Origin of the sequence: Xanthomonas cannabis, assembly GCF_040616535.1 — a bacterium.
GTDB classification, from domain to species: Bacteria; Pseudomonadota; Gammaproteobacteria; order Xanthomonadales; family Xanthomonadaceae; genus Xanthomonas; species Xanthomonas cannabis.
Genome location: NZ_CP136580.1, coordinates 4,186,551 through 4,208,133, shown reverse-complemented (window position 1 = coordinate 4,208,133; position 21,583 = coordinate 4,186,551). Strand labels below are relative to the sequence as shown.

The 21,583-nt window shown below is 66.1% G+C and carries 20 protein-coding genes and 1 tRNA gene; 10 read left to right on the top strand and 11 right to left on the bottom strand.

The window, feature by feature from the left end:
• Window positions 1–78: 78 nt before the first annotated feature.
• The 3 genes from RZV17_RS17795 to ribA all read right to left on the bottom strand — a co-directional run bounded on the left by RZV17_RS17795 (window position 79) and on the right by ribA (window position 3,332).
• Window positions 79–1,587, bottom strand: coding sequence for a PH domain-containing protein (locus RZV17_RS17795; RefSeq protein ID WP_355605365.1), 1,509 nt, complete (start codon window positions 1,585–1,587; stop codon window positions 79–81).
• Window positions 1,584–2,093, bottom strand: a complete 510-nt coding sequence (locus RZV17_RS17790; protein ID WP_355609479.1) for a PH domain-containing protein — start codon at window positions 2,091–2,093, stop codon at window positions 1,584–1,586. Before RZV17_RS17790 ends, RZV17_RS17795 begins: the two co-directional genes overlap by 4 nt.
• A gap of 105 nt (window positions 2,094–2,198) precedes the next feature.
• Window positions 2,199–3,332: a GTP cyclohydrolase II RibA gene (gene ribA / locus RZV17_RS17785; protein WP_039408488.1), complete on the bottom strand. Its 1,134-nt coding sequence runs from the start codon at window positions 3,330–3,332 to the stop codon at window positions 2,199–2,201.
• Between the two features lie 241 nt (window positions 3,333–3,573).
• Between ribA and RZV17_RS17780 the strand changes: the two genes are divergently transcribed.
• On the top strand, window positions 3,574–4,095 hold the full coding sequence (locus RZV17_RS17780; protein ID WP_166749411.1) for a GNAT family N-acetyltransferase: 522 nt from the start codon (window positions 3,574–3,576) through the stop codon (window positions 4,093–4,095).
• Window positions 4,096–4,386: 291 nt separating this feature from the next.
• Here RZV17_RS17780 and RZV17_RS17775 read toward each other — a convergent pair whose 3' ends face one another.
• Window positions 4,387–5,301, bottom strand: coding sequence for a lauroyl acyltransferase (locus RZV17_RS17775; RefSeq protein ID WP_126946371.1), 915 nt, complete (start codon window positions 5,299–5,301; stop codon window positions 4,387–4,389).
• 99 nt (window positions 5,302–5,400) lie between these two features.
• Here RZV17_RS17775 and dtd point away from each other — a divergent pair, with 99 nt between their 5' ends.
• The 4 genes from dtd (at window position 5,401) to RZV17_RS17755 (ending at window position 8,643) form a co-directional block, all read left to right on the top strand.
• Window positions 5,401–5,841 carry a D-aminoacyl-tRNA deacylase gene (gene dtd / locus RZV17_RS17770; protein WP_047694681.1) on the top strand — a complete coding sequence of 147 codons (441 nt, stop codon included), beginning with the start codon at window positions 5,401–5,403 and terminating at the stop codon, window positions 5,839–5,841.
• Between the two features lie 108 nt (window positions 5,842–5,949).
• Window positions 5,950–7,824: an RNA polymerase sigma factor RpoD gene (gene rpoD / locus RZV17_RS17765; RefSeq protein ID WP_039564462.1), complete on the top strand. Its 1,875-nt coding sequence runs from the start codon at window positions 5,950–5,952 to the stop codon at window positions 7,822–7,824.
• 163 nt (window positions 7,825–7,987) lie between these two features.
• Entirely contained in the window at window positions 7,988–8,311 is a 324-nt protein-coding gene (locus RZV17_RS17760) for a DUF6566 family protein (RefSeq protein WP_355605360.1), read from the top strand.
• 256 nt (window positions 8,312–8,567) lie between these two features.
• Window positions 8,568–8,643, top strand: a tRNA-Ile gene (locus tag RZV17_RS17755).
• A 153-nt stretch (window positions 8,644–8,796) separates the two neighbouring features.
• Here RZV17_RS17755 and RZV17_RS17750 read toward each other — a convergent pair.
• Both RZV17_RS17750 and RZV17_RS17745 read right to left on the bottom strand, forming a co-directional pair.
• Window positions 8,797–9,075 (bottom strand): hypothetical protein, encoded by a 279-nt coding sequence (locus RZV17_RS17750; RefSeq protein WP_047694686.1) that lies wholly within the window; start codon window positions 9,073–9,075, stop codon window positions 8,797–8,799.
• Complete coding sequence (locus RZV17_RS17745; protein ID WP_355605357.1) at window positions 9,072–9,290, bottom strand: hypothetical protein; 219 nt, start codon at window positions 9,288–9,290, stop codon at window positions 9,072–9,074. Before RZV17_RS17745 ends, RZV17_RS17750 begins: the two co-directional genes overlap by 4 nt.
• 610 nt (window positions 9,291–9,900) lie before the next feature.
• Between RZV17_RS17745 and RZV17_RS17740 the strand changes: the two genes are divergently transcribed.
• Together RZV17_RS17740 and RZV17_RS17735 are read left to right on the top strand one after the other, a co-directional pair.
• Complete coding sequence (locus tag RZV17_RS17740) at window positions 9,901–10,164, top strand: DUF1778 domain-containing protein (protein ID WP_047694688.1); 264 nt, start codon at window positions 9,901–9,903, stop codon at window positions 10,162–10,164.
• Window positions 10,165–10,168: 4 nt separating this feature from the next.
• Window positions 10,169–10,657 (top strand): GNAT family N-acetyltransferase, encoded by a 489-nt coding sequence (locus RZV17_RS17735; protein WP_047694690.1) that lies wholly within the window; start codon window positions 10,169–10,171, stop codon window positions 10,655–10,657.
• Between the two features lie 315 nt (window positions 10,658–10,972).
• Here RZV17_RS17735 and RZV17_RS17730 read toward each other — a convergent pair whose 3' ends face one another.
• Together RZV17_RS17730 and RZV17_RS17725 are read right to left on the bottom strand one after the other, a co-directional pair.
• Window positions 10,973–11,887: a universal stress protein gene (locus RZV17_RS17730; RefSeq protein ID WP_047694692.1), complete on the bottom strand. Its 915-nt coding sequence runs from the start codon at window positions 11,885–11,887 to the stop codon at window positions 10,973–10,975.
• 14 nt (window positions 11,888–11,901) lie between these two features.
• A complete protein-coding gene (locus RZV17_RS17725; RefSeq protein WP_047694694.1) occupies window positions 11,902–12,810 on the bottom strand; it encodes a bestrophin family protein in 909 nt (302 codons plus the stop codon).
• Between the two features lie 212 nt (window positions 12,811–13,022).
• Between RZV17_RS17725 and RZV17_RS17720 the strand changes: the two genes are divergently transcribed.
• Complete coding sequence (locus tag RZV17_RS17720) at window positions 13,023–14,462, top strand: PAS domain-containing sensor histidine kinase (protein WP_123137678.1); 1,440 nt, start codon at window positions 13,023–13,025, stop codon at window positions 14,460–14,462.
• Complete coding sequence (locus RZV17_RS17715) at window positions 14,455–15,099, top strand: response regulator transcription factor (RefSeq protein ID WP_039405954.1); 645 nt, start codon at window positions 14,455–14,457, stop codon at window positions 15,097–15,099. The genes RZV17_RS17720 and RZV17_RS17715 overlap by 8 nt, the downstream gene beginning before the upstream one ends.
• 92 nt (window positions 15,100–15,191) lie before the next feature.
• Here the strand turns inward: RZV17_RS17715 and RZV17_RS17710 are convergent, their stop codons facing one another.
• Entirely contained in the window at window positions 15,192–16,040 is an 849-nt protein-coding gene (locus RZV17_RS17710) for a YoaK family protein (RefSeq protein ID WP_355605352.1), read from the bottom strand.
• Here RZV17_RS17710 and RZV17_RS17705 point away from each other — a divergent pair.
• The gene (locus RZV17_RS17705) at window positions 16,039–17,838 is read left to right on the top strand and encodes a methyl-accepting chemotaxis protein (RefSeq protein WP_355605349.1); all 1,800 of its coding nucleotides are present in this window, start codon (window positions 16,039–16,041) and stop codon (window positions 17,836–17,838) included. The two genes, RZV17_RS17710 and RZV17_RS17705, sit on opposite strands and share 2 nt — an antisense overlap.
• 196 nt (window positions 17,839–18,034) lie before the next feature.
• On the opposite strand, the gene RZV17_RS17700 is transcribed toward RZV17_RS17705, so the two are convergent.
• Together RZV17_RS17700 and RZV17_RS17695 are read right to left on the bottom strand one after the other, a co-directional pair.
• A complete protein-coding gene (locus RZV17_RS17700) occupies window positions 18,035–18,586 on the bottom strand; it encodes a type II CAAX endopeptidase family protein (protein ID WP_355609477.1) in 552 nt (183 codons plus the stop codon).
• A gap of 541 nt (window positions 18,587–19,127) precedes the next feature.
• A complete protein-coding gene (locus RZV17_RS17695; RefSeq protein WP_355609473.1) occupies window positions 19,128–21,380 on the bottom strand; it encodes a methyl-accepting chemotaxis protein in 2,253 nt (750 codons plus the stop codon).
• Window positions 21,381–21,583 lie beyond the last annotated feature (203 nt).

Genomic DNA, 21,583 nt, shown 5'->3' with positions numbered 1-21,583 from the left:
GCTGCTAGTTGCGCGTTGACGAGATACCGCTGCCAACCAGCACCTCACCCAATCCCAATCGCAATCCCGATTCCCAACTCACCAGCGCAGCGTGCGACGTGCCAGTGCGGCGGCCAGTTGCCCCTGCAGCCGTTGCGCCTGCGCCAGTGGCACAAAGCGCAGCCGCAACGCCGGGCCGGTGGCGCTGGCACCGGCGGTATCCAGCCACAGCGTGGCGGTGCCGGTCAGCCGGTCCAGCGGCGAACGCCGCAATTGCAGCGCCTGCAGCTTGTCCAGTTCGGCCAGCCGCCACCAGCGTTTCCACCAGCCGCCACGCACCGCCACATAGCGCGTGTCCACCGCATAGCCCATGCGCTGCACCTGGCGATACGCCTTGAACCCGCTCCACGGCAGCCAGAGCAGCAACCATGCGGCCTGGCTGCCGATCTGCCATGCCAGCGTGGCCACCAGCGGCACCAGCATCAGCACCGTGGGCAGGCTCAGGCGCCACCAGCAATGGGTGGCAACGGCCTGCCACTGCTGCGGCGGCCAGGCGATATCGGGCAACAGGCGCTGCAGCAAGGCGTCGCAGCGCTGCGGTGGGGCGATGGGTGCCAGTTCCTTGAGCGCGCTGTCGTGGGTGTCGCCGGTGCCGGACACCGCGGTGTCCACACGCAACTGGCGGCGGCCAAACAGCCGGTGCAGACGGCTTTCGTACAGCGTCCACGACTGGATGCGCCGTAATGCCACGCTGCTGCGGATGCGCGTCAGCAGACCACGCTCCACGGTCAGGCGCCGCTCCGATTCGCTGAGATGAAAGCCGTGGTATTGCGTTATCGCCAGCGCCACCGAGAGCGCGCGCATGGCCAGCAACACGGCCAGCATGGCGATCACCACCAGCGTGGCGGTGACTGCTGCGCCCGGATGGACCTGACTGACGTAGCGATAGGCCAGTTCGCCATTGGTCTCGATGAACGTGGAGGCCACGCGGCGCGGAATCATCTGGTAGATCACACCGATACTGGCGGCCACCACCACCATGCCGCGGTTGGAGATCAGGCCCAGGCGAATCACTTCGGCCATCGGCAGACGTAGCAGGGTGCTGCGGTCCTGCGCCTGCATTTGCGCCTGCGTAGTATCCGGGTGCTGCGCACGGCGGCGGATCAGGTCTTCCAGGGCCAGGGCCTGATCCAGCCGCAGCACGCGCATTTCCGCTTCCGGCTTGTGCCCGCCCGCCGACTCCAGCCGCACTTCGGCCACCCCGGCCAGCCGATGCAGCAGCGACTGATGCACCACCACGTTATGGATGCGCGCGAACGGAATATCGCGCCGGCTGCGCTCCAGCAGCCCGCTGCGGATCGCCACGCTGTCTTCGCCGATGCGGTAGCGATAGGTGAAATAGCGCAGCACCGAGATCGCCACCAGCACGGCCATCACCACGCCGGTGGCGATGTGGTCGGCAACGTCGCGGCTGCCATCGCGGCTGCCGAACACGATCAGTGCCACCAGCGGGATCAGGAACTGGCGGATCTGCTGCAGCAGCACGAACACCCACGACAGCGGATGCAGGCGCTGCTCGTCATCGCCGGAGCGCTGCACTGCGCTCACAGCGCGTCGTCGTGGTGATCGAGCTGGCGGGCCAGGCGGTCGCGCAGCTGTTCGGCATCGGCCTGATCCAGCCCGGACACCGCCACGGCGTTGAGCCGGCTGCCGGCGGTGTGTACCACCAGCGTGGTCAGCCGGGTGGCGCGTTCGATCGGGCCGCGGCGCAGGTCCACGTGCTGCACGCGCGAGATCGGCACCCGCGTATCGCTTTGCCACAGGTGGCCACGTTGCAGCGCCAGACCATGCTGGTCGAGTTTCCACAGCGTGAGCCGATGCCGTTTGACCGCCAGCCACGCGCACAGCAACGCGAGCACCAGCATCACGCCCGGCACCACCGGCCAATAGCGCCAGGCATGCAGCGCGGTGAGCGCAACGCCGGTGGCAATCAAACCGGCACATCCGCCGCCGAGCACACCGTTGGCCGCCGCCACATAAGCGCCACGCCGCGGCAGTTGCTGCCACTGCGCGTGGTCCGCGGCCGCAAGCTGGGCAGGCGCGTCGGGGACCAGGATGTCGGGGTGCGGCGGTGGAACGTCGTGCACGAGGCGGGCCTGCAGAAGCGGTTCGCAAGCATAGCCGGGCGCCGAGTGCAGGCGCACCCGGCGCCGGGCGCGCTACTGCGCCGCCAGGATCAGCGCATCCACATCCAGCGCATGGCCGGCACGGGTGGCCTTGGTGCGCAGGTAGTGTTCGTTTTCCGGCGTGATGTCGCCGGTGACCGGAATGCGGTCCTCCACGGCGATGCCGGCTGCGCGCAGGCGCTCGGCCTTGGCCGGGTTGTTGGTCAGCAGCCGGATCCGGCCGATGCCCAGGCCGCGCAACATCGCCACCGCACTGCCGTAGCGGCGCTCGTCCGGGCCAAAGCCCAGTTGCGCGTCGGCGTCGATGGTGTCCAGCCCGGCGTGTTGATAGCCGTAGGCGCGCATCTTGGCGGCAATGCCGGTTCCGCGGCCTTCCTGGTCCAGATACAGCAGCACACCGCCGCCCAGGTCCTTGAGCTTGGCCAGCCCGTGCCGCAGCTGGTCGCCGCAGTCGCATTTGAGCGAGCCGAACAGGTCGCCGGTAAGACAGGAGGAATGCACGCGCACCGGTACGGCGGCGGTCAGATCCGGCTGGCCGACCACGATCGCCACCTGGTCGCGCTGCGCCACGCCGCCGCGGAACACCACAAATTCGCTCATGCCCAGGCCGCGCAGCGGCACCGGGGTGCGGGTGACCAGCTCGAAGCCGGCGGCGGCCGCTGTGGCGCAACCGCTGCCCAGATCGTCCAGGGCCAGCGACTGGCAGCCGGCGAAGGCGGCATGGTCGTGCACATCGCGCAGCTCCACCGCCAGCATGGCCGGCAGCAGCAAACCCAGCCGCGCGATCTCCGCGCCACCGGCATCCAGCGCATCGCCGGCGGTCCACTGTGTCGGCACCGGGGTGTCGCGCAGATAGGCCAGCGCGGCCAGCTGGTCGTAGCTCTGGTCAGCCAGCGCAACCCGTGCGCCCTGCGGCGCGGTCAGCCCCAGCACCTGGGCGCGGGTCGGGGTGACAAACAGATAGTGGCGGCCCTGCGCGGCGCGTGCGAAGGCGGCGTACGACTGCGCCGTGCTGCTGTCCAGCGCCAGCACCGCACGCGACCGCCCGCCTGCGGCGGTCAGCAGCACCGGCCGGCCGGCGCGCAGTTCGGATGCGGCGCGCTCGCAGCGGATCGCCGCCGGATCGCCGAAGGCCTGTGCGCTGGGGGAGGGGACGGGGCTGCTCATGCACGACTCCAGATGGGGATTGCCACGGCCGCTTCAAGGCGGACGCCGCCGCGCCGCGACCGGACGCATGGCGCCATTGTCGCGTGGTTCGCCGCCGCCAGTTGCCACCGCCGGCTGGAACGCTGCATCCAGCGGCCGCGCATGAGTGACCACGCGGGTGCCGGTTGGTTGCGCACCGGCCGCGTTGTTCAGCGCCCGGCAATGCTTTCTAATCGGGCGATCTTTCAGCCCAGCAGATCCCATGCGTCTTATCGACTGCAGCGAAGCGCGTCATGCCAGTGCGATTCTGGACATCTTCAACGAGGCCATCGCCCATTCGACCGCGCTGTACGACTACCGGCCACGGCCACCGGAGAGCATGGTCGGCTGGTTCGCCACCAAGCGCGCCGGCGGGTTCCCGGTGATCGGCGTGGAAGACGACGACGGCACCTTGATGGGGTTTGCCAGTTACGGCACCTTCCGCGCCTGGCCGGCGTTCAAATACAGCGTCGAGCACTCGATCTACGTGCACCAGGACCATCGCGGCAAGGGGCTGGGGCGCACGCTGCTGCAGGCCCTGATCGCCGCGGCCGAGCAGCGCGGCGTGCATGTGCTGGTGGGCGGCATCGATGCCAGCAACCAGGCCAGCATCGCCTTGCACGAACAGTTCGGCTTCACCCACGCCGGCACCGTGCGCGAGGCCGGCTTCAAGTTCGGGCGCTGGCTGGATCTGGCCTTCTATCAGCGCATCCTGGCCACGCCAGCGGACCCGCACGACGATTGAGCGTGGTGGTGATGCGGCGTGACACGTTCTGCGCGCGAACCTGCCGTAAGCGGTTGATGGACGAGCGCGTCGTGGCGCGTTCGCCTGCGCGTGCGGGGCCGCAGGACGCGTGATGCGCCGGACCCGATTGCAGCGTCGTTTCGGTGGCTGCACGGCATGTGGCACAACGTCGCCATCCACGCCCGGCAGCTGTGCCCCGCCGCCGGGACGGCCCGGGCGCCGATGGGGACGGGTGTGCAGGCAGCACCGGCGCCCGTCTCGCAAGGCGAGTGGCCACTGGCGATCGATGGCCTAATGCGGATGCCGCTCGGTCGCGTAGGGATTGGCTTCGCCACTGCCCGGCGGGCGCAGCGTGTAGCGCTTGTAGGTCCATTGATATTGCGCCGGGTCGCGCCGGGCGATCTGTTCGATGCCGGCATTGAGCGCGCTGGCGGCGCGCACCGGGTCCGGGTCGGCCACGGCCGGGTCGGCCGGCTGCACATGCAACGCAAACTGCAGGTCGTCGCCGGCGCGCTCGCACCAGCCGTACAGCACCGTGGCGCCGGTGCGTTCGGCCAACCGGTTGACCAGGGTCATGGTCAGCGCCTGCATGCCGAAGAACGGCGCAAACACGCCGTCGCCCATCTTCGGCTGCTGGTCGGGCAGGATGCCGACCGCGCCGCCGTCCTTGAGCACCTTGAACAACTGCCGCACGGCCGGGCCTTCGGCGCGCACCTGGCGCACGTTGTCGCCGCCGCGTGCCAGCTGCAGGAAGCCGTCCACCGCCTCGGACTCCGGCGGCCGGTAGACAATCGCGATCGGCCCGCGTTCGGACAGCCACTGGTTGAGCAGCTCCCAGTTGCCGAAGTGTGGCGCGGCCACGATCACCCCGCGGCCGGAGGCCAGGGCTGCGTCGTAGAGCTCCTGGCCATTGCGCTGCAGACGCGCCAGGTTGTCTGCCGGCGGGCGGGTCCAGGTGCGCAGCACTTCCAGGGTCTGGCGTGCGGTCGATTGCAGGACCTGTGCATGCAGCTGCGCGCGCTGTGCCGCGCTCAACTCCGGGTACGCCAGCTCCAGGTTGCGCCATGCCACGCGCGCCTCGCGTGCATTGAGCTTGCGCCAGCTCCAGGCCAGCGTATCGGCCACGCGTTTGAGCAGCGGCCAGGGCAGGCGGCCCACGGTGGCGGCGGTGGCATACAGCAGGCGAGCGCGAAGATCAGGTGTCATCCGCGCAATTCTAAACAGCGCGGCCGGTGAAGACCCGCAGGTGACACGGCCGGCAGCGCTGGGCATGCTGCGCGGCACAGTTTGCTGCCCGGGATGCCCATGCTTGCCTTGATCCAACGCGTTACCCGGGCCTCGGTCACCGTCGACGGCCAGAGCGTCGGGCAGATCGGCCCCGGCCTGCTGGCCCTGGTCGGGGTGGAGCCCGGCGACAGCGATGCGCAGATCCGGCGCCTGGCCGAGCGCCTGCTCGGCTACCGGGTATTTGGCGACGACGCCGGCAAGATGAACCGCTCACTCACCGACACCGGCGGCGGCCTGCTGCTGGTCAGCCAGTTCACCCTGGCTGCGGACACCAGCTCCGGCAACCGGCCGGGCTTCAGCACGGCTGCGCCGCCGCAGGAGGCTGAACGGGCGTTCAATCAATTGGTGGCGATCTGCCGCGAAAAACATCGCGGCGGGGTGGAAACCGGGCGCTTCGGGGCCCATATGGTTGTCGACCTGGTCAACGACGGCCCGGTGACCTTCCTTCTCAGACCCTAGATACAACACGTCCACCAGCGGTCCCGTCTTGAATCCGGCAGACCGGGCTTCACGCTGGTATAATGCTAGGTTCTCTTTCCAATCTCAAAGCCGGTGGCGCGAGCACTCATGGCCAACGAACGTCCTGCCCAGCAATCCGACATCAAGCTACTGATCAGCAAGGGCCTGGAACAGGGCTATCTGACCTACGCCGAAGTCAATGACCATCTGCCCGACGACCTCGTCGACCCGGAGCAGATCGAAGACATCATCAGCATGATCAACGGCATGGGCATCGATGTCCATGAAGTTGCACCCGATGCCGAAACCCTGCTGCTCAACGATGGCAACACCGGCAACCGCGAGGTTGACGACACCGCCGCCGAAGAAGCCGCCGCCGCGCTGACCGCGCTCGACACCGAAGGTGGCCGCACCACCGACCCGGTGCGCATGTACATGCGCGAAATGGGCACGGTCGAGCTGCTGACCCGCGAAGGCGAAATCGCCATCGCCAAGCGTATCGAAGAAGGCCTGAGCCAGGTCCAGGCAGCACTGGGCGTGTTCCCGCTGTCGACCGAAATGCTGCTGGCCGATTACGAAGCGCACAAGGAAGGCAAGAAGCGTCTGGCCGAGATCGTGGTCGGCTTCAACGACCTGATCGAAGAAGCCGACGCTGCCGCCGCTGCACTGGCCGCCGCCGGCCCTGTCGCCGTGGACGAAGACGCCGTCGATGAAGACGACGACGAAGACGGCGATGACGACGCGGCCGAAGAAGAGGCCGGCCCGACCGGTCCGGACCCGGTCGAAGTCGCCACGCGCATGGAGAACCTGGCCAACGAATACGCCAAGTTTAAGAAGATCTATGCCAAGAACGGCGCCGAGCACAAGCTGGTGGTCAAGGCGCGCGAAGACATGGCCGCCATCTTCACCACGCTCAAGCTGCCGCTGCCGCTGACCGACGCGCTGGTCACCCAGCTGCGTGGCGTGGTCAACGGCATCAAGGATCACGAGCGCAAGGTGCTGCACCTGGCCACCACCGTGGCACGCATGCCGCGCAAGGACTTCATCCGTTCCTGGGAAGGCAACCAGACCAACCTGGAATGGGTGGAAGACGCACTCAAGCGCAAGCAGAAGTGGTCGTCGGCGCTGCGCGACGTCAAGGACCAGATCGTGTCCGAGCAGCAGGGCTCGATCGAGATGGAGAAGGCCAACTACCTGACCCTGGCCGAGATCAAGGAAATCAGCCGTGCGATGGCCTACGGCGAAGCCAAGGCACGCAAGGCCAAGAAGGAAATGGTCGAGGCCAACCTGCGCCTGGTGATCTCCATCGCCAAGAAGTACACCAACCGCGGCCTGCAGTTCCTGGACCTGATCCAGGAAGGCAACATCGGCCTGATGAAGGCCGTGGACAAGTTCGAATACCGTCGCGGTTACAAGTTCTCCACGTATGCAACGTGGTGGATCCGTCAGGCCATCACCCGTTCGATCGCCGATCAGGCGCGCACCATCCGTATTCCGGTGCACATGATCGAAACGATCAACAAGTTGAACCGCATTTCCCGCCAGATGCTCCAGCAGTTCGGCCGCGAGGCCACGCCGGAAGAACTGGCCAAGGAAATGGACATGCCGGAAGACAAGATCCGCAAGGTGATGAAAATCGCCAAGGAGCCGATCTCGATGGAAACCCCCATCGGCGACGACGAGGATTCGCATCTGGGCGACTTCATCGAGGACACCAATGTGGAGTCCCCGATCGACAACACCACCAACATCAATCTCTCCGAGACGGTGCGCGACGTGTTGGCGGGCCTCACCCCGCGCGAGGCCAAGGTGCTGCGGATGCGCTTCGGTATCGACATGAATACCGATCACACGCTGGAAGAGGTAGGCAAGCAGTTCGACGTCACCCGTGAGCGGATCCGCCAGATAGAGGCCAAGGCGTTGCGCAAGCTGCGTCACCCCAGCCGCTCGGAACAGCTGCGCTCGTTCCTGGATATCGACTGACCTGTCAGTCGCGTCCTTACGGTGGTCCCACAACAGCCCCGCACACGCGGGGCTGTTGCGTTTCAGGCACCGGCCCGGCGACGCCGCTGCAGTCTGCATTGGATGGAGGAGATCGGCTTCACACCTTGGCGACGAAGCCGCACGGCAACGCACTATTAAGTGGATGTTTCTTTCAATCTCACGTGGTATTCCAGCCATCGCTTCTAAGTTGGTGCACGAAAGGAAACGAGGCCATCCGATGAGTAGACAAAGCCGCTACGAAACCACCACGTACCGCGATCACGAGATCCGCGTACGTGCCGAACAGGCCACGCCAACGGCCAAGTGGACGCTCTGGGTGGACGTCTACGCGGACGGAGGCAGCACGCGCCTGCCCCGTATCAACGACCGGACTCAGACCTGGGACACCTACCAGGACGCCATCGCGCAAGGCTTCCGCGAAGGTCGCCAGCTGATCGACAGGCAGCAGCAGACTGCGGATGCGTGATGGTTTTCCCGCCAGCTGATGTATGCCGATCGACCAGCACGTACAGCTTGAGCGGCCCGGCTATCTCCGCGGGCGTGTGCAACGCGGTTCGCGTGCAGCGCAGTTAGGTAGAGCACTCGGAAGCGGACGAAGGATGCAGCAAGTAAGCAGGTAGTAGCAGGCATCCAGCAGACAACCTTGTTGGCAGACAGGTAAACTTGCCCCACTCCTGTGGGCCCGACGCATTGCATGCGGCACCAGCGAGCGCTGCGCAGCAGGGCCTATAGCTCAACGGTTAGAGCAGAGGACTCATAATCCTTTGGTTCCAGGTTCGAATCCTGGTGGGCCCACCAATAGATAGCAGGCACTTGGGATGCCCGCCCAAGTGCCTTTTTTGTGTCCTTCGGAACACTGTCGGGAGCCGTCGGAGACCTATCGAAAACGGTCTTTTGTTTTGCTGATCGCGGTGTCGGCGTGTTCTCGATGAGCGAGTGCGTGTGCGGGGTTCATCGTCGCGCGTCAGCGCGATGCGCTTGCTTGCGCAGCCACGTGAGGACCTCGATTGCCGGGTCCACGCGCATGCAGACATGCAGCCGGCCTAGCACGACGCTCTGCGCATCCCCGCCCGGCAAGACGTTATCAAAGCCAGTTGCTTCGCAGGCGATGAGGACCGGCGGTAGATCGGGCTGCGCATCGGAATGCAGCATGGCCAGCACGTAGCCTTGCATGATCTCGAAGCTGAGGGTGATGCCGGTGCAGACGCGGAAGTGTTTGCTCGTACTCATCGCCGCACCTGCGCAGACATAGCATCGAAAGCAGCGGTTGCTGCATCATCGTCGGTACACGTGAACTGGTAGATGGCCCCGCCTGTACTTTCATGGCGCGGCATCAGGCTTAGCCACACGGCATGCCTGCATTCGAGGGTGCTTGCGATCAGGCCGACATCGTGGGTGATCGCGCGCGCCGCAAGTGCGGGTGTTTCTTGGGTGTCGTAAAACATGTAGGACTCCTGAGTAAATTGGAGCCCGCCAACCCGAGACCAAGCGGGGTGGCGGACGGCACGGGTTGGTCTACCGGACTCAGGGACCGGCGGGGCCGAAGCCCCCCGCGTACCGCCCGCCATAAAGATGGCAAGCACGCACCCCGCGCGATGCTGGGCAACAAAAAAGCGCCTTGCATCGATCGATGGGCGCTGGTGCGCCTGAGTAATCGGGAGACCAATCCCGGTCGCCGAATATGCGGCGACACACGCATATTCGCTCCAGCTCTTGGCGCGTGTCAACGGGAAAGCTTTGGAGTCGGCGTAGCTCATTTCGAGAATCTCCGGCACGACGTGGTCGTGCCTGACGCTCTTTCAGACTGGACGCTGTAGCCGGCGAGCGAGCACGCGCGGCGCAGTTCAACGCAGACAGCCGTCTCGCCCAACTCTTGTGCCAAGCGTTGGCCGAAGCGCCTTTTGCCGCTAACGGCTGTCACGCGCAACGCTTGTCTGCTGTCTTGTCCAAGCTGCCCAGGTCGTTGAAGGTCAACCACAACGCCCGCCAGGGGCAGGGAGGTCATTTGACATGAATGGCATGTACGGTAATATTCCGTACAAATAGGAGCCTGCCATGGCCAACGCCGCTGCCCGCCTCGATCTGCGCTTAGACCCTGCCGACAAGGCGCGGATTTCCCGTGCCGCCGATCTGCGTGGCGTGCCGCTTTCGGTCTTTGTGCGCGATGCGGTCATGCGCGAGGCCGAGAGCGTCATGGCTGCCGAGTTGACGGTGACGTTGTCGGCAGAGGAGTCCAGGCGATTCCTGAAAGCATTGGATGCACCCTTCCAGCCCAACGCCAAGTTGAGGAAGGCGCTCGCCCGCGTTGCACAGGGCTGAGTGCGTGCTCATCGTTGAGCAACTCCAGGCAAAGCGGCATGACCGTAACAGCTTCAGCTGTGGGGAGCCGACACTGGATGCTTATCTGCGACGGCAGGCGGTGCAGCACCATCGCGATGGCATCAGCACGACCCATGTCCTGGCGAATGATGAGGTTGCTGGCAACATTCTGGGCTACTCCACCTTGTCAGCGGCTCAGCTCTTGCTGACAGCGTTACAGGAGCAGGATCGCAAGCGCCTGCCCAACTACCCGGTGCCCGCGATCCGGATGGGACGCTTGGCGGTTTCATCAGCAGAGCAGGGTAAGGGGTATGGGGATTACCTGCTGGCACATGCGGTCGCTCGCTGCTTGGGTCTGCGAGAGCAGTTGGGCGTGCGGGTGCTGCTGGTGGATGCCTTGCATACGAAGGCAGCCGGGTTCTACAAGAGCTACGGATTCCGTGAGGCTGCTGAGAGTGCGATGACACTGTATCTGCCGTTGGGGACTTCGTAATCCGACCCAGCGTCGTTGTTGAGGCGCTCCGCCGCTGCAACGCGTGAAAGCTGCCGTGTGGTAGATCGGAGATGGTGTGCTGGAGTTCGCCGGCGTTGCTCAAACGCGCATTGATTGCTGGACGGAGATACCCGCCGTCGCGCCCTGCCATGATGCGGTGGTGACGCAGGCCATTTCCAATAGCGGTGCAGGGCTGAAATTCTCCCGCCTTCGATGCGCGCGCGCCCATCGCCTTATTGCTTGCAGGTGGCAGGTCAGACATCGAAGCGGTTTGACAGCCTCAGCATGCACGCACCAGGTCGGGCGAAAGGGCGTCTACGCGCGTAGCAACCACCTGGCGCGGCCGCGGCGGCGTCGCGGCTTGTCCTGGTTGGGTGCGGTGCCGATGGCCGGGCGGCGTAGATGCGACGGTGGCAGGCAGATCAGCACGCAGGGGGTCTTGGCCAGGGTGGCCTGCAGCGAGGAGCGCCAGACACCGCGGCGGACGACAGCGTCGTGTTCGACGACGAGCACGTCGGCACAGGCGCGTTTGAGCAGGCCGGCGATCTCGCGACGTGGGTTGCCCACGGCCACATGCAGCCGTACGCGCAGGTCGTCATCGCGCAGTTGCAGGACCAGGTCGCTGAGCCAGCTGACGGCTGCGGCTTCGGTCAGGGGCTTGTCGTTGAACAGGCTGTCCACCAGCAGGCCTTCGCTGATGTCCGGCATGACGTGCAGCAGGTGCAGGTCGGCGCCGCGACGGCGCGCCATGGCGGCGGCATCGCGCAATGTGTCTAGACTGGTCTCGCGGCCGGTGATCCAGCAGGCGACATGGCCGCCGCCTGCGCCGTCGCGCGGGATGGCGTCTGCGTAGGGAAGGGTAAGCATGGGGGTGGCGACGCGTTCGAGCACGCGTGCACGCAGCGAGACATGCAGCGGCCGTGGCAGCCCAGTGCGTTCGGACGGCGGCATGATCAGCAGTGCGTCGTCGCGGCTGCGGCAGAACGAGACGATGCCGGCGGCGGCCGGTCCGCTGGCAAGCGCGCGCTCGCAGCCCGGGTAGTTGGAGGCTTCGGCAAAGAACGCGTCCAGCGATTGCCGGGCCTGCGCGCGCTTGCCCTTGGCATGCACGTGCAGGATGGTGAGGCGGGCGCGCAGGCGGTCCACCAGTTGCGCCACGGTGGGAATGGCCGCGTGGCAGGTTTCGGAAAAGTTGGTCGCAAAGATCAGGTGGGTTGGCGTGGTCTGCATGGCACTCTCCGTGGTCAGTAGATGAAGCCGTCGATGGCGCGCACTTCGCGCAGTGGCACGCGCTGGCCCAGCATTTCGCGCAGTGTCAGCTCGATGCCGCGCGACAGTGCGGTCATCGGGGTGTCGTGCACGGTGTTTTCGAACGGGTCTTCGATGGCGCTGCTGGCGCTGTCGATGGCGATCAGGGTGAAGCTGATCAGTACCGAGGCGATCGGCATGGCCAGGCCCATGCCGGCGATCAGGCCCAGCGGCACCAGCCAGCAATACATGTTCACCAGCGTCCTGGGCAGCGATGAAAACTGCCGCGGCAACGGGGTGTTCTTGATGCGCTCGCAGGCGCCCTGGATATTGGCCAGCGCAGTGAGGTTGGCGTCCAGCGACGACCAGCGCAGGCTGTCGAGCATGCCGTGGTCGCGCGCCTGCTGCAGCTGCTGGCCCAGGCGCAGGGTCAGCGCGTTGGGGATGTTGGCGTAGCTGCGCAATGCGTCGGCACGTGCCTGCCCCAGCAGGCCGGTGAGTTCGGGGAAGGGATTCTGTCGGCGCAGATGGCAGCGCAACGCATGGACGAAGGCGACCTGGTGCACGACGATGTCATCGCGCAGTGCGCGCTGGCGCGGGTCGTCGGGGTCCACATCCAGTGCGGTCAACGCCTGGCGTGCGATGGCACGCGAGGTATTGACCAGCGCGCCCCATAGCTGGCGTGCCTCCCACCAGCGGCCATAGGCCGCATTGGCGCGAAATGCCAGGAAAATGGTGAGCGCCGAGCCCAGTTGTGCCAGCGGCAGCGCTTCGATGGACAGCCAGTGCCAGTCGAAGAAGGTGTACAGCACGGCCACGGCACAGTCGAAGGCCAGCAGCACCAGCAGGCGCTTGTAGGTCTTGGGCCAGATGCGCCGCAACGGAAACGTATCGCGGGTGATCATGGAGGGGCAGCCAAGGTGGGGTGGCCGCATTACACCCGGCCTGCACGGTTGTGTCTGCCATCCTTGCGCCGGCATCGGACGGGTTGCAGGCGGTCCGAACGATGCGGCCGGGCTATCTTTCGATAGGGTGAAATCTGCGCCCCAGGCCTGCATGTTGTGGCGTTGAAAATGTGGCGAGGAGCGAATTTGCAGCGCAAGTGCACCGGTGGGCGATGGACAGACTGAGGCTGCCATTCAAGTGGCGCGGGCAGGTGGTCAAACTCAATCGCGGCCCGACGCTGTGGGCATCATTGGCGATGCTGGCCTCGCTGGTGTGGGCCGAGTGGTATTCGCACCTGGGCGTCTCGCTGGGGCTGCTGTACATCCTGCCGGTGGTGTTGGCGGCCACGGTGTTGTCACGCCGCGACATCGTCATTGCCGCAATTGCCTGCGCCGTGCTGCGCGGGTTGTTCGTGACCGAGGAGACCCTGGTCGAACAGGCGCTGCGGTTTTTCATGGCCACGATTGCCTATGCCGGCTGCGGCCTGCTGGTGGCAGAGATCAGCCGCACGCGGCGAGTGATCCTGGCCCATTACGTGCAGCTGCGCGCCGAGCAGCGGCTGCGCCGACGGCTGGAGCGGCAATTGCGGCTGCTGGCCGAAAGCAGCCCGGCAGCGCTGCTCACCGTGGCCGGCGACGGCCGCATCGTGGCCGCCAACCGGGCCGCGCACGAGATCCTGGACATGGCCGACGACGGTGGACTGGAAGGCCGCGCGGTGCGCGAGTTCCTGCCCTTGCTCGACGATGCGCTCAGCATGAGCGCCAACCTGGATGGCATGCGTACCTCGGCCAGCACCTGGGGCTGCCGCAGCGACGGCACCCGGTTTCCGGCCACCACCTGGTTCTCGGTCTACGAAGACAGCCAGGAGCGCCATCTGGCCGCGATCCTGGTCGACACCAGCGAGGAAGTGCGCGCGCGCGAGTCGGCGCATTTTGACGATGTGTTGAAGAACAACCGGCTGTTGGCCGGTGCGGTGTCGCATGAGATCCGCAACCTGTGTTCGGCTGCAGGCGTGGTCACCTCCAACCTGGCGCGACATCCGGCCATCGGTGCAGACCCGGATCTGGCCGCACTGCGCAGCCTGGTGGCGGCGCTGATGGAGCTGGCGTCGTTCAACCTGCGCCGGCAGCTGCCCGATGAGGTGCACGAAACGCGGCTGCAGACGCTGTGCAGCGAGCTGGACGTGATCATCCGCTCCGATTGGGAGGACATCGACGGCCAGCTGATCATCCAGATCCCGGCCGAGTTTCCGTCGCTGCAGGGCGATCGCCATGCGTTGCTGCAGGTGCTGCTCAATCTGGCGCGCAATTCGTTGCGCGCCGTGCAGGGGCTGCCGCCGCAGCGCCGTCAATTGATCGTGAGTGCGCGCCTGGAGCAGGGCCGTGCGGTGGTGAGCGTGCGCGACACCGGGCCGGGCATTGCCGAGCCTGCCCGCCTGTTCCAGCCGTTCCGCAGCGACAGCGATGGCTCCGGGCTGGGGCTGTACATCTCGCGGGCGCTGATGGCCAACCAGGGCGGCCTGCTGCGCTACGCGCCCGGCGGGCAAGGCGCGTGTTTCGAGCTGCATCTGCCGCTGGCGCATGCGCCGCATGCGGAGCTGCCCGATGGATGAGGCGCCGCGCCCACCGGTCCGGCTGTACCTGCTGGACGACCACACGCTGTTCCGCGAGGGGCTGCTGCGCCTGCTCGGCGCCGATGCGCGCTTCGAGGTGGTGGGCCAGTCCGGCGCGCTGGCGCAGGCCATCGTGCAGATCGCATCGCTGGCGCCGGACGTGGTGATCCTGGACTACGACATGGGCGAGTACAACGCGCTGGACTACATGCGCCGCCAGGCCGAGCAGGCGCGCCGCCCGGCCACGCTGGTGGTCACGGCCGGCCTGCCCGAGCGCGACGCGCTGGCCCTGATCCGCCTGGGCGTCTCCGGCATCTGCCGCAAGGATGTGTCTACCGATGAACTCATCGACAGCATCCATGCCGTGGCGATGGGCCGGGTGCTGATCGACCAGCGCTACCTGCAATCGCTGGTGGTGCAGGGCACCCAGGAAAGCCGCCCCAGTTTCACCGATCGCGAGCGTGAGGTATTGCGGGGGCTGTTGCGCGGGCAGTCCAACAAATTGATCGCACGTCAGCTGGGCAGCTCGGAAAGCGCGATCAAGGCGACCTTCCAGCAATTGTTCAACAAGCTCGACGTGCGCTCGCGCAGCCAGTTGGTGATGGTGATCCTGCAGGATTACCGCGACCTGGTGTAACGGTGCCGCTGCACGGCCGCGAGGCGCTGTCGCGTGTGCGGATTCGAGCAGCGTGTCTGCCGGCGCGGACAGCCAGGGCAGGCCGACGTTGCTCACTTGGATGCAGGCACAGGGCGCTCTTCGCTGCCATGCCGTGCGAGATGAAGTGCCAGGCCGGCGGCAAGGCTGGCAACCACCGCTGCCGGAACCAGGAGAACCTGGAAGCCGAAGCGACCGAAGGCCGTGGCGGTAAAGACGCCGCCTGCGACGAATGCGGCCAGCACCAGGCTGCCCAATGACAACCTGCGCCATGGTAGGGCATCGCCGCGCAGGCCTTGCCCCAGCAGCAAGCCCAGGTCGGTGAAAAAACCGGTGAGATGCGTGGTGCGGATCGCCGAGCCGTTGTAGAAGGTGGTCATCGCGTTCTGCAGGCCGCACGCCGCTGCCGCCAGGCAGCCACCCCAGCCCTGGCCGCTGCCGAGAAGCGCGCATGCGGCGAGCAGCAAGGCGGCCTGCACGCAGAGCAGGCCGACGTAACGCCACGAGAGGGCGCGCCCGCGCAGGACCAGCCCGACCAGCAGCCCGCCGCCCACGAAGCTGGTGACGATCGCGGCCAGCTCCGCGGCCAGGCGCCAGTGCCCGGCCCCCATGGCGAGCGCCCCAAGCGACGCTGTTCCGGTCAGATGGCTCAGCGCCTGGTGCTTGAATCCCAGATAGCCGGCGGCATTGACGATGCCGGCGGTGAATCCCAGCACGGTTGCCCCCAACCAGACGCGCCGCGGCAGATACAGTCCCACGTTCCGCTCCTCCTCGACCCAGGCGCCTATCTTGCCAGCGTGGGCGCTGCGGGCGGCACCTGCTACCAGACTGACTGACAGCCCACTCGTGGCGCTCCACCCGCTCAAGAACCACGCGGCTGCTGCCGCTAGCGGAATTTCCCCAGCAATCGAAGAGACCGCCATGTGGTTTGCCAAGACACCCAACACCGAGCAATGGGGCCGCGCACTGGACACGCTGCAGCAGGCAGGCGCTCCGCAATGGCCGTCGGTGGTGCCCGAGGGCGTGGCCAGGCGCTTGTCCGAACAGGTGGCCACCCTGCAGCGCGAACGCGCGCAGGCGCAGGCAATGGCGCAAGACGCCACACGGGCACTGCAGCATCTGCAGGGGCGCTTTGACCTGGTCGCCGACGGCACCACCGATGGCCTGTGGGACATCGGCATCGTGGCTGGTGACCCGGGGCATGCGGACAACCCGGTGTGGTGGTCGCCGCAGATGCGCCGGCTGCTTGGCTTCACGTCCGAGCAGGACTTTCCCAATGTGCTCGACAGCTGGGTGCAGCGCCTGCATCCGGAGGATCTGCAGCGCACGCTGGACGCCTTTGCGGCGCACCTGACCGACCGCAGCGGCCGCACGCCGTACGACGTGGAAAACCGCATCCGCCTGAAGTCCGGCGAGTACCGGTGGTTCCGCGCCTTCGGTACGACCGCGCGCGATGCAGACGGCACGCCGTTACGCGTTGCCGGCTCCATTACCGACATCACCGAGCGGCGCAAGCGCGACCGCTTCCTGGATATCACCCTGACGCGCTTCGAGCTGGGCTCGCAGATGCTCAGCGACGGTTTGTGGGACATGAGCGTGATCGCCGGTGATCCGATCAACCCCAGCAACGAATTCTGGTGGTCGCCGCAGTTCCGTAACCTGCTCGGATTCGAGAATGAGCAGGAGTTTCCCAATGTGCTCGACAGTTGGGCCTCGCGGCTACATCCGGAAGACAAGGCGCGCTCGCTCAATGCATTCGCGGCGCATCTGAACGACCGTAGCGGCCGCACCGGCTTCGATATCGAATACCGCCTGCAGCTGAAGAATGGCCAGTACCGCTGGTTCCGGGCGCGTGGCCTGACCAAGCGCGCGGCCGACGGCACGCCGCTGCGTGCGGTGGGCGCGTTGATGGATATCCAGTCCGGACGCCAGCTGGGCGAAGTGGCGCAGACCCTGAGTCAGGCCGCGGGCGAGATCGTGCAGAGCAACGACAACCTGTCCCGCCGCACCGAGCAGCAGGCCGCCGCACTGGAAGAGACGGCCAGCTCGATGGAGGAGATGACCAGCATCGTGCGCAAGAATGCCGAAGGCGCGCGCCAGGCCAACACGCTGACCAGCGGCGCGGCCAGCACGGCGCAGCAGGGCGGTGAGCTGGTCAATGGCGTGGTCGCCACGATGACGCAGATCGAGGCGTCATCACGCAAGATCGGCGAGATCATCACCGTCATCGACGGCATCGCCTTCCAGACCAACATCCTCGCCCTCAACGCAGCAGTCGAAGCGGCACGGGCGGGAGAGCAGGGCCGCGGGTTTGCCGTGGTGGCCTCGGAAGTGCGTAGCCTGGCGCAACGCTGCACCAATGCCGCCAAGGAGATCCGCGACCTGATCGCCGACTCCGGCGCAAAGGTGAAGCAGGGCGCCGAGCAGGTGGCGGTGGCCGGCCAGACCATGCAGGAGCTGCTCGCGTCGGTGAGCCGGGTCAACCAGATCATGGGCGACATCGCCAATGCCAGCGCCGAGCAGAGCGCCGGTATCGAGCAGATCAACCAGGGCATCATCCAGATGGATACCGCCACCCAGCAGAACGCGTCGCTGGTGGACACCATGGCCGCGTCGGCACGCGCGCTGGAAGACCAGGCCTCGCTGCTGGTGCAGAGCGTGGCAGACCGTGGGCGCGGCACCGCTGCCAAGCCGGCGCTGGCGCTGGCGCTGGTGGGCTGATCGAGTGAGCGATTGCGGCGATGTGCGTGGGTTGCGCGCATCGTCGCCGGTGTCATCTGCGTGGCACGTCATGGCAAGGCTCGGTCACGCCGTGCCAAGCCTTGTAGTTGTACATGTCGTATCCAATGGCTCTCACGCCGCCAGCGCGCAGGTCACCGCCGTGGCGTCGCCACCCGTCTGTTTGCGACGCATGGCGTTAATACCATCCCAGATACAAGGTGGCGATTCCCCAGGTGTCGATGAGTCCATGCGCCATTACCAGCGCATAGAGGTTGCGCCCGGAGCGCAGATAGACAACGCCCAGCAACGTGCCGACGATTCCTGTCAGCAGCACGCCGGAGATGCCTTGCGCGGCGTGCATCAGGCCAAACACCACGCCTGCGGCCAGCGCCGCAAGCAGCCGCCCGCCGCGATGGCGGCCCAGCATCTGATCGAGCTGGTGCAGCAGGAACGCGCGAAAGACCAGTTCTTCGCCCACTGCGGCACTGAGCCAGGCGCTACCGGCCAGCTGGACGGCCGCCGCCATGTTGCCGCGAAGCGCGCCGTAGGCGCTGTAGTCGGTCCGGGTTGCGGTCAACGTATCGATGAGTGGCTGCACCACCGGATTGATCAGTCCGATGACCAACGCCACCAGCAACAGTGTCCAACCCAGCACGGCGCGAAACGCGGTTGGCGCCAGTCCGCACGCACGCGCCGAGCGCGTTTCGACCCAGACCAGCGCAAGACCAGCGACACCGACCAGAGGCATCCGCCACGGAAACGGCAGCCAAGGAAAGTGCGCCAGGAACAGGATGGCCGCAACCATGACAAGCCGCGAAAGAGGATGCCGCAGCACGGCAAGGCCCGGTTGCACGGCAGGATGTGATGGATCTGGATGATGCATGCCTGATGACACGTTGAACGGTGTCATCGACGTTAGCGGCGACACGGCGTGCGCGTCGCATGCCAGAAGTGATGGTCGTACCGTTCGCCCCGTCAGCGGGATTGCTTCGCCCGGTGCGTCGAGTGGTGATTGCAGTGCATCCAGATGCTGTCATCGCGGCTGGACGTTGCACGGCCGCTGTCTGACCAGAGCGGCGCTTGCAGATCAGGCGCCTGGGGATGCGCCAGACGATACGAAAAACCGATTGTCACTACCTGATTGTCCGGAGCCCTGCAGCGATGAGCAGCCGCAAGCTGCATACCGGGCCCGCGCTTCCGTGTATTGGTCCAATGGCCAGCAGCATCATGTGATCGAGTCGGGCCGCACCGGTCGCGACCCGGGCGCGGCCCACGCATGCGCGCCGGCCCTAGAACTCCTGCCAGTTGCCGCCATCGGATGCAGCCACCGCCACATGCGCCTGTTTGATCACGTGTCGGTTGGAGGTGGCGGGGGCGGTCGTTTTTGCCTTGCCACTGCCGGCCTTGCGCGCCGGTGCCACCGCCGCCAGTGCGCGCGCTGGCCTGGTCACGCCGCCATCGACCTTGAACACTGCAACGGCCTCGGTCAGCTGGACAGACTGCTCCTCCATCGCGCGGGCAGCCGCGGTGGCTTCTTCCACCAGCGCAGCGTTCTGCTGGGTGGTTTCGTCCATCTGGGTGACGGTGAGGTTGACCTGCTCGATCCCCTTGGATTGTTCCTGCGAGGCGGCAGAGATTTCACCCATGATGTCGGTCACCCGCTGCACGCCGGCAACGATGTCGGACATGGTCGCCCCGGCAGAGTGCACCAGCGTCGAGCCTTCGGCCACGCGCTGCACGGAGTCATCAATCAGTGTCTTGATCTCCTTGGCGGCAGCGGTGGAACGCTGCGCCAGGGTGCGCACTTCCGATGCCACCACCGCGAATCCGCGCCCCTGTTCGCCGGCACGCGCAGCTTCCACGGCGGCATTCAACGCCAGGATGTTGGTCTGGAAGGAGATGCCGTCGATGACGCTGATGATGTCTGCGATCTTCTTCGACGAGGCTTCGATACCGGCCATGGTGCCGACCACTTTGCTGACGATCTCGCCGCCCTGTGATGCCACCCCTGCGGCGCTGATCGCCAGCTGGTTGGCCTGGCGTGCGTGCTCGGCGTTCTGGCGCACGGTGGAGGTCAGCTCTTCCATCGATGCGGCCGTCTCTTCGAGATTGGCCGCCTGTTGCTCGGTGCGTTGCGACAGATCCTGATTGCCCGCCGCGATCTCGCTTGCGGCCGAGTTGATGGCGCCGGCCGACTGCTGGATGCGCCCGACGATCTCTGCAAGCTGCGCCGCGGTGGTGTTGGCGTCGTCGCGCATCTGCGCAAACACGCCCTGGAAGGTACCCGTCATCCGCGCGGTGAGATCGCCGGCGGCGATGGACTTCAGCAGGGCCGACAACGACTGCAGATTTCCGTCTGCGGTGGACATCAGGGCATTCAAGCGCTCGACCATGGTGCGGAAGTCGTGCTGGAAGCGCGCGGTGTCGCCACGCACGCCAAAGTCGCCGGCCGCCGCTGCCGCGGCCAGGTGGCTGATTTCGTGATTGATGGCGGTCAGGTTGCGCTTGACCTGATCCATGGTCTCGGTCAGCACTGCCTTCTCGCCAGGCAGCCGGTCCATGTCTTCGGACAGGTCGCCGACTGCATAGCGGCCGGTGATCTGGGCCAGGCGCGTCATGACCTGCACATGCGAGTTTGCCAATGCATTGGCATCGCGCACCATGTGGCCGTATTGGCCCGGGAACGCGCTTTCATCCATGCGGTAGCTGATCTGGCCGGCATCGTGCTGACGTGCCATTTCCACCTGTGCTGCGATGACGCCCTTCAGCCGGTCACGAATGCGGTCAACGGCATTGGCCAGTTGCACGGTCTCGTCCTTGCCGGTCGCCTTGGGGCCGGCATCTGCGTCGAGGACGCCATTGGAGAGTTTTTCGACCTCGCCGACCGCGCGCCGGATGGCACGGGAGATGGTGTTTCCCAACACCAGCGCAGCGCTGATGCCACCCACCGCGATCAGGGCCAACGCAATGGCCGAGAGGATCATTGCGCGCGTGTTGGCTTCCTGCTGCTGCTCGTAACGGAGCTTGGCGGACCTGCCCAGCTCGTCGCGCAAGGTGGAGAGCCCGGCGAAGGTGGCGTTGGCGTTGTCCTTGACCTGGGTGCGATTGACCTCTGCGCCGGCCGGAATGTCGCCGGCTTCGATCAGCTCGACCTGACGCCGCATGCCATCGTGCATCAAGGCGTAGCTGGCGGTGATCTTCTGCAGCTGCGCAGTGTGGTCGCTTTCATTGCTCAGCAGGCGCTTGAGCTGTGCGATGTTGGAGTCCACCTGGGTGAAGCGCGTTTCGTTCTCCTGCTTCCACTGGGCGATCGTGTCCGGCGTGCCGATGGCGATCATGCGCAGGATATTGATGTCGACGCGGGTCAGCTGGCCATCGATGCTGCTCGCCAGGGCCGAACCGGTGAAATCCCGGTTGTAGAGCGTGCCCACCCGGTCCTTCGAACCATGCAGGCTATGCAGCAGGAAGAGGCAGAGCAGGATGCTTGGGATCAATGTCCCCAGCAATGCCAGCAGGAACTTGCGCTTGATGGTAGCGAGCATGGTGGACCTTGGTGAGTGGTGGATCTGCGTGTCGGAACAACGATCACCAACTGACCATCCGAAGGCGTCGTCCGCTCCGGTGCGAGGCTCATCAGCGTTCGGCTTCACCGGTTGGCACTGGTACCGGTGGCTACACGGATTAGCGGCTGTCGGCAGGAACTCTTGATCAGCGACAGCGGCTGCGCAATCGCGGCCGGAGATGA